This window comes from Burkholderia ubonensis subsp. mesacidophila (assembly GCF_002097715.1).
Lineage (GTDB): Bacteria > Pseudomonadota > Gammaproteobacteria > Burkholderiales > Burkholderiaceae > Burkholderia > Burkholderia mesacidophila.
Window position 1 is genome coordinate 980,956 of the sequence record NZ_CP020738.1, and the last position, 13,520, is coordinate 994,475.

Genomic DNA, 13,520 nt, shown 5'->3' on the forward strand with positions numbered 1-13,520 from the left:
GTCGGAGTTCACCTACTGCGGCCCGCCGTTTGCCGTCCGCCGCCCCGCCGCTCGCGTGACGCGGGCGGCGCGTGGGCGCGCGCCTTCCCGTCCCGCTGGAGCGCCCCATGCCACACAAGGAAGGCAGTCTCGAAGCCCCGACCCGGCATCCGCTCGACTGGCAGTCCGACACGTTCTACGACCAGGCGGCCATCGATGCCGAGATGACCCGCGTGTTCGACATCTGCGCGGGTTGCCGGCGCTGCGTGTCGCTGTGCGGCGCATTTCCGACGCTGTTCGACCTCGTCGACGAGACGCCGACGGGCGATATCCACGAAGTGCCGAAGGACGCGTTCGGCAAGGTCGTCGACCAGTGCTACCTGTGCGACCTCTGCTACATGACGAAATGCCCGTACGTGCCGCCGCATGCGTGGAACGTCGATTTCCCGCACCTGATGCTGCGCGGCAAGGCGGCGCGCTACCGGCGCGGCGACGTGAAGCTGCGCGACAAGCTGCTGTCGAACACCGACGCGCTCGGCCATTTCGCGGGCATCCCGATCGTCACGCAGGCCGTCAACGCGGTGAACCGCACGCCGCCCGCGCGGCACGCGCTGGAAGCCGCGCTCGGCGTCGACCGCAAGGCCTGGCTGCCGGACTTCGCGCCGCGCAAGTTCCGGCGCGCGGCCAAGCGCTCGGACGGCCATCCGGTGCGCGACGGCGAGCGCACGCCCGGCAAGGTCGCGATCTATGCGACGTGCTACGTGAATTTCAACGAGCCCGGCATCGGCCACGACCTGCTCGCGATCCTCGCGCACAACGACATTCCGTACGAGCTCGTGACGAGCGAGGCCTGCTGCGGGATGCCGCTGCTCGAACAGGGCAATCTCGCGGGCGTCGCCGCGAAGAAGGACACGAACATCCCCGTGCTCGAACGCTACGCGCGCGACGGCTATGCGCTGATCGGCGCGATTCCGAGCTGCGTGCTGATGTACAAGAACGAGCTGCCGCTGATGTTTCCCGGCGACGCCGCAGTGCGCGCGGTCGCCGACGCGTTCTGGGATCCGTTCGAATATGTGATCGCGCGGCATCGCGACGGCCTGCTGAAGACCGATTTCAAGACCGGCCTCGGCACCGTGTCGTACCACGTGCCGTGTCACGCGCGCGTGCAGAACATCGGCCGCAAGACCGCCGACGTGCTGTCGCTCGTGCCCGAGACGCGCGTGAACGTCGTCGAGCGTTGCTCGGGCCATGCGGGCACGTTCGGCGTGAAGAAGGAATTCCACGCGGAAGCGATGCGAATCGGCGGGCCGGTGTTCAAGGCGATGGCGGAGCCGAAGCCGGACTTCGTGTCGTCGGACTGCGCGCTCGCGGGCCATCACATCGTGCAGGGCATCGACGAGGCGGGCCTCGCGCAAGCGCCGCTCGCCCATCCGCTCACGCTGCTGCGTCGCGCGTACGGAATTTGATCCAGATCAACCAAAGATCAATTCGAGATCAACGAAGGACAACTCATGACGCTCACCCGCGATTCCCTGCTGACGCTCGAAGCGTACGCGAAGATCCGCAAGGCCGAACATGCGCGGCTCATCGAGCACAAGCGACGGCGCGCGGTGCAGCTCGGCAATCACCTGCGCTTCCTGTTCGAGGACGAGGCGACGATCCGCTATCAGGTTCAGGAGATGCTGCACATCGAAAGGATTTTCGACGAAGCGGGCATCGAGGGCGAACTGGACGCGTATCGGCCGCTGGTGCCCGACGGCACCAACCTGAAGGCGACGATGCAGATCGAATACGCGCACGAGGCCGAGCGGCGCGCGGCGCTCAAGCGGCTGATCGGCGTCGAGGATCGCGTGTTCCTGCAGGTCGACCGCCACGCACCGGTCTATGCGATCGCGGACGAGGACCTCGATCGCGAGACGGATGAGAAGACCTCCGCGGTGCACTTCGTCCGCTTCGAGTTCGACGCGCCGATGCGTGCGGCGCTGAAGCAGGGCGCGGCGCTGTCGATCGGCTGCGATCATCCGGGCTACGCAGTGCCGGCAAGGCGCATCGAAGACGACGTGGCGGCATCGCTCGTCGGGGATCTGCGCTAGCTGCGCGACAAGGCGCGACGCGTCGCGAGCGCCTGCGCGTCACTGCATCGAAACATGCGGTGACGCTTCGTTACATTCACATACCTGCAACGACGCATGCGGCGTCACATCCTTGTCACTGTCCGGCGAGAAACAATATAAAGATTGTGCACAAGGGAAAGTTCAATCAAGCGCATTCGAATGAATTACCGATCGGAAAATATCTCGTTACGAATTTTCCGGTAATTACCGATTTTGCGCCATTGATCCGGTGAATATTGCTGGAAAGGGTCGGAACCATGCCGGACGCGCGGCCGGACGGCTTCCCGGGACGGCCCCGCCAGGCGGGGATTCGCAGGCTTCTGAATAAAACTTGCGTAAAAAAATTCATCCATAAATTGATCTTGCATCGATCTCATGTTGTTTCATTGCGTAACATAAACTCATTGTCATATTGAGATAAACCCTAGGGATGGTATGCTTCGTCCACAAATTTTTCCGCAATGGAGTGAGACCGGGATTCGTGCGTTATTGCCGAGATTCGCGGCACCACCTTAGTGCGTGTCGTGATGGCATGCACACCCGAACAACCATAACGTGCAACCTGGCCGCCCCGCGAGAGATCGCGACGGCGCCGCCAATCGCAGCCCGGCCTGGCTGCGTGGAGAGATCTACTATGTTCTTCGATGAGCTAAACGATGAAGAGTGGGTTCGTCTTTCGACGCTGATCGCCGATGAACCGATCCGACTGAATCGTCGTGGCCGTCCGCGCGCGGAACCGCGCGTCGTCGCCAATGCCGTGCTCTGGATCCTGACGACCGGCGAGGCATGGTCCAAGCTGCCCGGTCGCTATCCGTCCGGGCCCACGTGTCGCCGCCGCTACGAGGAGTGGCTCGCGAACGGAACGCTGTTGCAGATGATCGACGTGCTGACCCAGTTCAGCGGCCGTACGTTCGCGTACGTTCCGCCGCCGCCGGTGCCGGTCGCGCCCGCGCGCCGCGCGGAACCCGCGCCGGACAACGACCGCCTGCGCGGCGTGTTCTGGCAGAACCCGGAATCGTGGCAATTGCCGGTTGTACAGGCAAACGTTTGGCACCACGACAATGCGACGACGTCGCGCGGCGATACTGACGTGCCGGCACATGCGGCGTTCATCGTGCCCGGCGCGTCTGCCGCGGCCGATCCGGCCGCGGGCCTGAGCGAGCGAACGCATTCGCGCGCATCCACCGCGAGTTTCACGGCGACCGAGCCGCAGGTGGACGAGTATCGCGGCTATACGGTCTACGGCATCGCGCAGCCGGTGCAGAACCTGATGTATCGCGCGTGGGCGGAGATCGTGCACGACGAGCGGCGCGTCGAGCGTTCCGGCCTGATCGGCCCGCGTTTCACCGATGCCGAGGAAGCGGAGCAGTACGCGCTCGAATGGGCGCGGCAGTGGATCGACCGGCACGGCGCGAGCGACGAGCCGGCGCGCGCGCCGCAAAGCGTGCCCGTGCTTGCCGGGCTGTCCGCGCTCGCGCGGGCAGAATCGGACATCAAGCGCTTCATCGCCGAGCGCCACTCGGCGTCGCTCACCGACGGCCGCAACGATCCGGTGCAGAGCGACCGGCTCGCATACCGAGTCGGTTAAGCGTCGAGTCCCGCGCGCGGCGCATTGCGTGCCGCGCGCGAGACCGGAACAAAAAAGGGCGCCGTCGTCGACGGCGCCCTTGTTCATCCCGCAGTCGTCACTGCCGTCCGTAGGTATCGTCGAAGCGCACGATGTCGTCCTCGCCGAGGTACGCGCCCGATTGCACTTCGATCAGTTCGAGCGGCATCTTGCCCGGGTTTTCCAGTCGATGCGACACGCCGAGCGGGATGTACGTCGATTCGTTTTCCGACAGCAGGAACGTTTCCTCGCCGCGCGTGATGCGCGCGGTGCCGCGCACGACGATCCAGTGCTCGGCGCGGTGGTGATGCATCTGCAGCGACAGCCGCGCGCCGGGCTTCACGACGATGCGCTTCACCTGGAACCGATCGCCCGTGTCGACCGAATCGTAGTGGCCCCACGGACGATGCACCTTGCGGTGATCGGTCGCTTCCGCGCCGCGCGCCGCCTTGATGCGGCCGACGATCTTCTTCACGTCCTGCACGCGTGACTTGTCGGCGACGAGCACCGCGTCGGGCGTCTCGACGACGACGAGGTTCTGCGTGCCGACGCAGGCGACGAGCCGGCCTTCCGAATGCGCGTAGGTGGACGCGGCATCCTCGAACAGCACGTGGCCGCGGCCGACGTTGTCGGCGGCGTCCTTCGGCAGGATCTGCCAGATCGCGTCCCACGAGCCGACGTCCGACCAGCCCGCGTCGAGCGGCACGACGACGCTCTCGCACACCGGCTGCTCGGTCGCGAGCGGCTCCATCACCGCGTAGTCGATCGAGTTCGACGGCGCCGCGGCGAACGCATCGCGATCGACGCGGAAGAAGTCGCCGTCGGCCTTGCCTTGCGCGACCGCCTGTTCGCAGGCCGCGTGGATCGCCGGCTCGAAATGGCGGATCGCTTTCAGCCACACCGACGCGCGCACGATGAAGATCCCGCTGTTCCACCAGTATTCGCCGGACGCGACGTACTGCTGCGCGAGCTCGAGATGCGGCTTCTCGACGAAGCGGTCGAGGCGCCGCACGTCGAGGTCGCCGGCTGCGTCGCCGCCGAGCGGGGCGCCGACGCGGATGTAGCCGTAGCCGGTTTCGGCGCGGTCCGGCACGATGCCCATCGTCGCGATCTTGCCTTGCGCCGCGCAGCGCACGCCGGCGGCGACGGCCGCGTGAAAGCGCGGCAGGTCGGCGACCGCATGGTCGGCCGGCATCACGGTCATCACGGCATCGCCGCCGTCGGCGACGATGCGCAGCGCGGCGAGCGTCAGCGCGGGCGCGGTGTCGCGGCCGAGCGGCTCGAGCACGATCGACGCGGGCTTGGCCGTCAGGCGCAACTGTTCGGCGGTCGTGAAGCGATGGTCCTCGCCGCAGACGACCAGCACGTCGTCACTGAGCGGATGGCCGGTCGACAGGCCGTCGAGGCGGCATGCGGTCGCCTGCAGCAGCGAATGGTCGCCGAGCAGGCCGATCAGCTGTTTCGGAAAGTGCTCGCGCGACATCGGCCACAGGCGCGTCCCGGAGCCGCCGGCAAGGATCACCGGCTGCACCGCGACGCGCGTGCCGGCGGGCGCGGCGGCGGAAGAAGATTGGCGCGTATCGGCTGTCGTGGCCGGAGCATTCATGATCGCACTCCTCGATTGATGTCAATGCCTGCCGTTGTAGCATGAAGTAAATCGACAATAAAACCGTGGAGGCGCGCTTGATATTCGTCAAGCGCCTGCAAGGGAAGAATTTTCCGGATGCCGGAAGGCGCAAATAAAAAATAAAAAAATAATTCGGAAAATTCGGGTCTGATTCCCGTCCAGCAAGGCTGGGACGGCTGTCTCGCAGATTGGTGAACATCTATATTTTTCCTCGGCCCGGGAAAAGGTGCCGATATAAATCGTCTTCGGGTGGGCAAGAATTTCCGATTAATTTTCGAAATACTTGTGCGCTTGCGGGAGGAATTTTCTTACCTGTTCAATAGCACCATGCAATGTTTGAAGCGAATGCGCGGCACGGGCTGCGCAAGGAGCGGTTCGGCAAACGGCTGTCCAGAGGGGAAGCGAACATGTTGAGCGTGCTGGCGAGAATCATCGATATCGCGATGATCGTGGCGGGAGCCGTGATCGCCGCCGCGCTGCACGACGGGCGCAGCGTATGGCTCGACGACCTGCAACGCACGATGGTGCTGTTCGACTGCGTGCTCGTCGTCGTGTTTTTCCCGGCGTTCGGGATCTACCAGTCGTGGCGCGGCAAGCGGCTTGTCGGACTGATGGGGCGGGTCGCGTTCGCGTGGCTCGTGGTCGAGCTCTCGGGCATCCTGATGAGCTTCAGTTTTCACCAGTCGGGCCAGCTGTCGCGGCTCTGGCTGGGCTACTGGGCGCTCGCGACGATGGCGCTGCTCACGGCGTCGAAGGCCGGGGTGCATGCGGTCCTGCGACAACTGCGGCGCGGCGGCTACAACCGGCGCGCGGTCGCGCTGGTCGGCGACGCGCCCGCGACGCGGCGGCTGATCGCGCAGATGCGCGCACGGCCGGAGGCCGGCTTCAACCCGGTGTGCGTGTACGACGAAAGCGCGCCGCCCGGAGAGGCGACGCTCGACGACGTGGCGATCGAGCGCCGGTTCGACACGCTCGTGCGCCTCGTGCGCAGCCGCGCGATTCGCGAACTGTGGCTCGCGCTGCCGCTGTCGGAGGAGCCGCAGATCAACCGGATCGTGACGGTGTTCCGCGACGACTTCGTCAACATCCGCTTCATCCCGGACGTGCGCGCCGTGTCGTTCTTCAACCAGGAAGTCGTCGACCTGCTCGGCGTGCCGGCGATCAACCTCGCGGCGTCGCCGATCACCGACTTGCGGATCCTGCCGAAGTTCGTGTTCGACCGGCTGTTCGCGCTGAACGCGCTCGTGGTGCTCGCGCCCGTGATGCTGCTGATCGCGCTGCTGATCAAGGCGACCTCGCCGGGGCCGGTGTTCTTCCGGCAGAAGCGCAAGGGCATCGACGGCAACGAGTTCGAGATCTACAAGTTCCGCTCGATGAAGGTGCATCAGGAGCATGCGGGCCAGGTCACCCAGGCGACGAAGCACGACGCGCGCGTGACGCCGGTCGGCCGCTTCCTGCGCCGCACGAGCCTCGATGAGCTGCCGCAGTTCATCAACGTGCTGAGGGGCGAGATGTCCGTCGTCGGCCCGCGCCCGCACGCGCTCGCGCATGACGACATCTACAAGGATCTGGTGCGGGGCTACATGTTCCGCTACCGGATCAAGCCGGGCATCACGGGCTGGGCGCAGATCAACGGCTTTCGCGGCGAGACCGACCAGATCGAGAAGATGATGGGGCGCGTGAAGCTCGATCTCTACTACATGCAGAACTGGTCGTTCTGGCTCGACATCAAGATCGTCGCGCTGACGCTCTGGAAAGGCTTCACCGGCAGCAACGCGTATTGAGCGGGCAGGCTGCCTGCTCCGAATTTCGAATCACTGGTCAAGAGGTCGACACATCATGAATCTGACTATCATCGGCAGCGGTTACGTAGGTCTCGTCACCGGCGCCTGTCTTGCCGACATCGGGCACGACGTGTTCTGTCTCGACGTCGATCAGCGCAAGATCGACATCCTCAACGACGGCGGCGTGCCGATTCACGAGCCGGGCCTCAAGGAGATCATCGCGCGCAACCGCTCGGCGGGCCGCCTGCGCTTCTCGACCGACGTCGAGGCCGCGGTCGCGCACGGCGACGTGCAGTTCATCGCGGTCGGCACACCGCCCGACGAGGACGGCTCCGCCGACCTGCAGTACGTGCTCGCCGCCGCGCGCAACATCGGCCGCCACATGACCGGCTTCAAGGTGATCGTCGACAAGTCGACCGTGCCCGTCGGCACCGCCGAGCGCGTGCGCGCCGCGGTCGCCGAGGCGCTCGCGAAGCGCGGCGGCGACCAGATGTTCTCGGTCGTGTCGAATCCGGAATTCCTGAAGGAAGGCGCGGCGGTCGACGATTTCACGCGGCCGGACCGCATCGTGATCGGCTGCGACGACGACGTGCCGGGCGAGCGCGCGCGCGAGCTGATGAAGAAGCTCTATGCGCCGTTCAACCGCAACCACGAGCGCACGCTGTACATGGACGTGCGCTCGGCCGAGTTCACGAAGTACGCGGCGAACGCGATGCTCGCGACCCGCATCTCGTTCATGAACGAGCTCGCGAACCTCGCGGACCGCTTCGGCGCGGACATCGAGGCGGTGCGCCGCGGGATCGGTTCCGATCCGCGCATCGGCTACCACTTCCTGTACGCGGGCTGCGGCTACGGCGGCTCGTGCTTCCCGAAGGACGTCGAGGCGCTGATCCGCACCGCCGATGACCACGGCCAGTCGCTGCAGATCCTGAAGGCGGTGTCGGCGGTGAACGCCGGGCAGAAGCGCGTGCTCGCCGAGAAGATCGTCGCGCGCTTCGGCGAGGACCTGACGGGCCGCACGTTCGGCATCTGGGGCCTCGCGTTCAAGCCGAACACCGACGACATGCGCGAGGCGCCGAGCCGCGCGCTGATCGCCGAGCTGCTGTCGCGCGGCGCGCGCGTGAGCGCGTACGACCCGGTCGCGCAGCACGAGGCGCAGCGCGTGATCGCGCTCGATCTCGCGAGCCACCCGAGCTGGCTCGAACGCCTCGCGTATGTCGACGACGAATCGCAGGTCGCGCGCGACGCCGATGCGCTCGTGATCGTCACCGAATGGAAGGCGTTCAAGAGCCCGGACTTCACCGCGCTCGGCCGGCTGTGGAAGTCGCCCGTGATCTTCGACGGCCGCAACCTGTACGAGCCCGACGCGATGAGCGAGCAGGGCATCGAATATCACCCGATCGGCCGGCCTGGCTCGCGCCAGGCGCTCGCCGCACGCATTTCCGGAGCCGCCCGCGCGAACGCGTGAGGCCGGTCATACGCCATGTTCCGAAACATCCTGATCGTCTGCCACGCCAACGTCTGCCGCAGTCCGGCGGCGGAGCTGCTGTTCAAGTCGCATGCCGCCACGCGCGGCGGGCCGCGTGTGGCATTCCACTCGGCGGGCGTCGATGCGAACGTCGGCGACGGCATCGATCCGGTGATGTGCCGGCTGCTCGCCGAGCGCGGCGTCGACGCGACGACGCATCGCTCGCGGCGCCTGTCCCGCGACCTCGTGCGCGACGCCGACCTGATCCTCGTCAGCGAGCGCCCGCAGATCGCGGCGGTCGAGTCGATCGACCGGTTCTCGCGCGGCAAGGTGCATCTGCTCGGCAAGTGGGAAGACGCCGAGATCGCCGATCCGCATGGCGGCTCCGAAGCCGGCTATCGCCGAAGCTACACATTGATCGAACGTCTGGTTCAAGGATGGCTGCAAAAACTATGCTGAATCGTACGCTGCGCCCCGTGGCGCTTGCCGTTGCGCTGACGACGTTCCTGTCGGCCTGCGCAACCGCGCCGGGCAACTACCTCGATGCGTCGCGCCTGAAGGAAGAAGAGCGCGCGCAACCGTCCGAGACCTACACGGTCCACTACATCGACGCGAAGCTGATCATGGACCAGCTCCAGCAGCAGCGCGTGTCGCATCCGCTGCCGCCGTCGCGCTTCACGGACCCGTCGCAATACGTGTACCGCATCGGGCCGCAGGACATCCTCGGCGTGACGGTGTGGGACCACCCCGAGCTGACGACGCCGCAGGGCCAGTCGTTCTCGAGCGGCGGCAACACGACGCAGACGGTCGCCGGCGCGCTGCAGCAGCCGTATACGACGGCGCTGCCGGGCCAGGCCGATCCGTACGGCCAGACGGTCGGCGCGGACGGCACGATCTTCTTCCCGTTCGTCGGCCGCATCCGCGCGGCGGGCAAGACGATCGCGCAGGTGCGCGAAGAGCTGGCCACGAGCCTCGCGCGCTACGTGAAGAATCCGCAGATCGACGTGCGCGTGCTGTCGTTCCGCAGCCAGAAGGTGCAGGTCACCGGCGAGGTGAAGCAGCCGGGCCCGCTCGCGGTGAGCGACGTGCCGCTCACGCTCGTCGACGCGATCTCGCGCTCGGGCGGCTCGACCACCGAGGCCGACCTGCAGCGCGTGCGCCTGACGCGCGACGGCAAGTTCTACACGCTCGACGCGAACGGCGTGCTCGATCGCGGCGAGGTGTCGCAGAACGTGATGCTGCAGCCGGGCGACATCGTCAACGTGCCGGACCGCAGCGACAGCCGCGTGTACATCATGGGCGAAGTGAAGACGCCGGTCGCGGTGCCGATGATGAAGGGCAAGCTGACGATCGCCGACGCGCTGACGTCGGGCGGCGGCATCCTCGATACCGACGCGAACCCGCGCAAGATCTACGTGATGCGCGGCACGCGCGACAACCCGACCAAACCGGAAGTGTTCCGGCTCGACATGACGCAGCCTGACGCGCTGATGCTGTCGAGCCGCTTCCAGCTGCAGCCGCTCGATGTCGTGTACGTCGACACGGCGGGTTCGGTGCAGTTCAACCGCGTGCTGCAGCAGGTGCTGCCGACGATCCAGACGATCTTCTACATGAGGCAGATCGTGCGTTGACGAATCGTGGGACGGCGCGCCGGGGAAGCATCCCGGCGGCGCACCCACCGCCGGGGCGGCGTCATCGCCCCGGCCCAACTCAAGCGGGAACGTATGGTGAACACGCAAGCGAAACAATCCTACGCGGGCATGACCGCGAAGACCGAGGAAGAAGACGTCGTGCTCGGTCAGTTGATCCAGGTGATCTTCGACGATTTCTGGACGCTGCTCGGCATCGCGGTGACCGTCGTCGCGCTCGCCGGCCTCTACTGCTTCATCGCGAAGCCGGTGTACCAGGCCGACGTGCACGTGCGGGTCGAGGGCAACGACAACACGTCGCAGGCGCTCACGCAGACGCAGACGGGCGCCGTCATCAACAGCGGCCCGCAGCAGGCGCCGACCGACGCGGAAATCGAGATCATCAAGAGCCGCGGCGTCGTCGCGCCGGTGGTCGAGCAGTTCAAGCTGAACTTCTCGGTGACGCCGAAGACGATTCCGCTGCTCGGCAGCCTGGCCGCGCGCCTCGCGACGCCGGGCGAACCGGCCAGGCCGTGGCTCGGCCTGAAGTCGTACGCGTGGGGCGGCGAGATCGCCGACATCGACACGGTCAACGTCGTGCCGGCGCTCGAAGGCAAGAAGCTGACGCTGACCGCGGGGCCGAACGGCAGCTACACGCTCGCCGACGAGAACGGCGGCCGGATCCTCTCCGGCCGCGTCGGCGAGGCCGAGCAGGGCGGCGGCGTGACGCTGATGGTGTCGAAGCTGACCGCGCGCCCGGGCACGCAGTTCACGGTGGTCCGGTACAACGACCTCGACGCGATCACCGGGTTCCAGACCGGCATCCAGGTGACCGAGCAGGGCAAGCAGACCGGCGTCGTGCAGATCTCGCTCGAAGGCCAGGACCCGGAGCAGACGGCGGCGATCGCCAACGCGCTCGCGCAGTCGTACCTGAACCAGCACGTGGTCGCGAAGCAGGCCGAGGCGACCAAGATGCTCGACTTCCTGAAGGGCGAGGAACCGCGCCTGAAGGCGGACCTCGAGCGCGCCGAGGCCGCGCTGACCCAGTACCAGCGCACGTCCGGCTCGATCAACGCGAGCGACGAGGCGAAGGTCTACCTCGAGGGCAGCGTGCAGTACGAGCAGCAGATCGCCGCGCAGCGCCTGCAGCTCGCGTCGCTCGCGCAGCGCTTCACCGATTCGCATCCGATGGTGATCGCCGCGAAGCAGCAGCTCGGCCAGTTGCAGGCCGAGAAGGACAAGTTCTCGAACCGCTTCCGCAGCCTGCCGGCGACCGAGGTGAAGGCGGTCCAGCTGCAGCGCGACGCGAAGGTGGCCGAGGACATCTACGTGCTGCTGCTGAACCGCGTGCAGGAACTGTCGGTGCAGAAGGCGGGGACGGGCGGCAACATCCACCTGATCGACTCGGCGCTGCGTCCGGGCGCCCCGGTCAAGCCGAAGAAGGTGCTGATCCTGTCGGCCGCGGTGTTCCTCGGGCTGATCCTCGGCACGGGCATCGTGTTCCTGCGCCGCAACATGTTCCAGGGCATCGAGGATCCGGACCGCGTCGAGCGCATGTTCAACCTGCCGCTGTACGGGCTCGTGCCGGAAAGCGCCGAGCAGCTGCGCCTCGACGCGCAGGCCGAGAAGAGCGGCAGCCGCGCGCGGTCGATCCTCGCGAGCCTGCGTCCGAAGGACCCGAGCGTCGAGAGCCTGCGCAGCCTGCGTACCGCGATGCAGTTCGCGCTGATGGACGCGAAGAACCGCGTGATCGTGCTGACCGGCCCGACGCCGGGCATCGGCAAGAGCTTCCTCGCGGTCAACCTCGCGGTGCTGCTCGCGCACTCCGGCAAGCGCGTGCTGCTGGTCGACGCCGACATGCGCCGCGGCCTGCTCGACCGCTATTTCGGCCTCGCGTCGCAGCCGGGCCTGTCCGAGCTGCTGAGCGACCAGTCGGCGATCGAGGATGCGATCCGCGAGACGCCGGTGCAGGGCCTGTCGTTCATCCCGGCCGGCACGCGTCCGCCGAACCCGTCGGAGCTGCTGATGTCGTCGCGCCTGCCGCAGTACCTGGAAGGCCTCGGCAAGCGCTACGACGTGGTGCTGGTCGATTCGCCGCCGGTGCTGGCCGTGACCGACGCGACGATCTTCGGCCGCATGGCGGGCTCGACGTTCCTCGTGCTGCGCTCGGGCATGCATACCGAAGGCGAGATCGGCGATGCGATCAAGCGGCTGCGCACCGCGGGCGTCGACCTGCAGGGCGGCATCTTCAACGGCGTGCCGCCGAAGTCGCGCGGCTATGGCCGCGGCTATGCGGCCGTGCATGAATACCTGAGCGCCTGACCGGATGGAGCGATCGACGATGAAAATTTCCGTGCTCGTCCCGACCTACCGGCGCCCGGCCGATCTCGCACGCTGCCTGTATGCGCTGCAGCGCCAGGCGCGCCTGCCCGACGAGGTGATCGTCGTCGCGCGCCCGGAAGACGACGCGACGCACGAGCGCCTCGCCGACCCGGCGGTCGGCGGCATGCTGCCGCTGCGCGTCGTGCCGGTCGACGTGCCGGGGCAGGTCGCCGCGCTGAACAAGGGGCTCGACTCGGTGCACGGCGATATCGTCGCGATCACCGACGACGATGCCGCGCCGCATCCCGACTGGCTCGCGCGCATCGAAGCCGCGTTCCTGGCCGATCCGCGCGTCGGCGCGGTCGGCGGGCGCGACTGGGTGCACGAGAAAGGCCGCCTGCTCGACGAATCGCGCGAGCTCGTCGGCCAGCTCACGCTGTCCGGCAAGATCATCGGCAATCATCATCTCGGCGTCGGCGGCATGCGCGAGGTCGACACGCTGAAGGGCGCGAACATGAGCTACCGGCGCGCGGCGATCGAGCGGCTGCGCTTCGATACGCGGCTGCGCGGCGCCGGCGCGCAAACCCACAACGACACCGCATTCAGCATGCGCGTGCAGCGCGACGGCTGGAAACTCGTCTACGACCCGGCGATCGCGGTCGATCACTTTCCGGCCGAGCGCTTCGACGATGACCGGCGCGATGCCGCATCCCTGAACGCGATCAGCAACGGCGCGTACAACCTGCATCTGACGCTGCGCGAGCATCTGCCGCCGATCCGGCGCGAGATCGCGTGGTGGTGGTGGATGCTGGTCGGCACCCGCGTCTATCCGGGGCTTGCGCACCTGCTGCTGGCGCTGCCCGGCGCGCAGCGCGACCGCGTGCGCGACCACTGGCGCGCGGTGCGCCGCGGCGCACGCGACGCCCGCCGCGCGACCCTGGCCTCCCACCGCGCGGCGATGCCGCCGGTGACGTCTTGAACGGCCCGCGCGC

At 67.1% G+C, this 13,520-nt stretch carries 10 protein-coding genes; 9 read left to right on the forward strand and 1 reads right to left on the reverse strand.

Annotated features, from left to right (window positions below; translation table 11 throughout):
• Nucleotides 1–107: 107 nt before the first annotated feature.
• The 3 genes from B7P44_RS21980 to B7P44_RS21990 all read left to right on the forward strand — a co-directional run bounded on the left by B7P44_RS21980 (nt 108) and on the right by B7P44_RS21990 (nt 3,681).
• Entirely contained in the window at nt 108–1,445 is a 1,338-nt protein-coding gene (locus B7P44_RS21980) for a heterodisulfide reductase-related iron-sulfur binding cluster (protein ID WP_084908119.1), read from the forward strand.
• Nucleotides 1,446–1,490: 45 nt separating this feature from the next.
• Nucleotides 1,491–2,072, forward strand: a complete 582-nt coding sequence (locus B7P44_RS21985; protein ID WP_084908120.1) for a DUF3501 family protein — start codon at nt 1,491–1,493, stop codon at nt 2,070–2,072.
• A gap of 655 nt (nt 2,073–2,727) precedes the next feature.
• Nucleotides 2,728–3,681, forward strand: coding sequence for a DUF6566 family protein (locus B7P44_RS21990; protein ID WP_084908121.1), 954 nt, complete (start codon nt 2,728–2,730; stop codon nt 3,679–3,681).
• 97 nt (nt 3,682–3,778) lie between these two features.
• Here the strand turns inward: B7P44_RS21990 and B7P44_RS21995 are convergent, their stop codons facing one another.
• Complete coding sequence (locus B7P44_RS21995) at nt 3,779–5,305, reverse strand: mannose-1-phosphate guanylyltransferase/mannose-6-phosphate isomerase (RefSeq protein ID WP_084908122.1); 1,527 nt, start codon at nt 5,303–5,305, stop codon at nt 3,779–3,781.
• 428 nt (nt 5,306–5,733) lie between these two features.
• Here B7P44_RS21995 and B7P44_RS22000 point away from each other — a divergent pair, with 428 nt between their 5' ends.
• The 6 genes from B7P44_RS22000 to B7P44_RS22025 all read left to right on the forward strand — a co-directional run bounded on the left by B7P44_RS22000 (nt 5,734) and on the right by B7P44_RS22025 (nt 13,507).
• Nucleotides 5,734–7,110 carry an undecaprenyl-phosphate glucose phosphotransferase gene (locus B7P44_RS22000; RefSeq protein WP_084909960.1) on the forward strand — a complete coding sequence of 459 codons (1,377 nt, stop codon included), beginning with the start codon at nt 5,734–5,736 and terminating at the stop codon, nt 7,108–7,110.
• Nucleotides 7,111–7,165: 55 nt separating this feature from the next.
• The gene (locus B7P44_RS22005) at nt 7,166–8,578 is read left to right on the forward strand and encodes a UDP-glucose dehydrogenase family protein (protein ID WP_084908123.1); all 1,413 of its coding nucleotides are present in this window, start codon (nt 7,166–7,168) and stop codon (nt 8,576–8,578) included.
• A gap of 15 nt (nt 8,579–8,593) precedes the next feature.
• Entirely contained in the window at nt 8,594–9,037 is a 444-nt protein-coding gene (locus tag B7P44_RS22010; protein WP_084908124.1) for a low molecular weight protein-tyrosine-phosphatase, read from the forward strand.
• A complete protein-coding gene (locus tag B7P44_RS22015; RefSeq protein WP_084908125.1) occupies nt 9,031–10,209 on the forward strand; it encodes a polysaccharide biosynthesis/export family protein in 1,179 nt (392 codons plus the stop codon). Before B7P44_RS22010 ends, B7P44_RS22015 begins: the two co-directional genes overlap by 7 nt.
• 93 nt (nt 10,210–10,302) lie before the next feature.
• Nucleotides 10,303–12,528, forward strand: a complete 2,226-nt coding sequence (locus B7P44_RS22020; RefSeq protein WP_084908126.1) for a polysaccharide biosynthesis tyrosine autokinase — start codon at nt 10,303–10,305, stop codon at nt 12,526–12,528.
• Between the two features lie 19 nt (nt 12,529–12,547).
• Complete coding sequence (locus B7P44_RS22025) at nt 12,548–13,507, forward strand: glycosyltransferase family 2 protein (RefSeq protein WP_084908127.1); 960 nt, start codon at nt 12,548–12,550, stop codon at nt 13,505–13,507.
• The last annotated feature ends 13 nt before the right edge of the window (nt 13,508–13,520 follow it).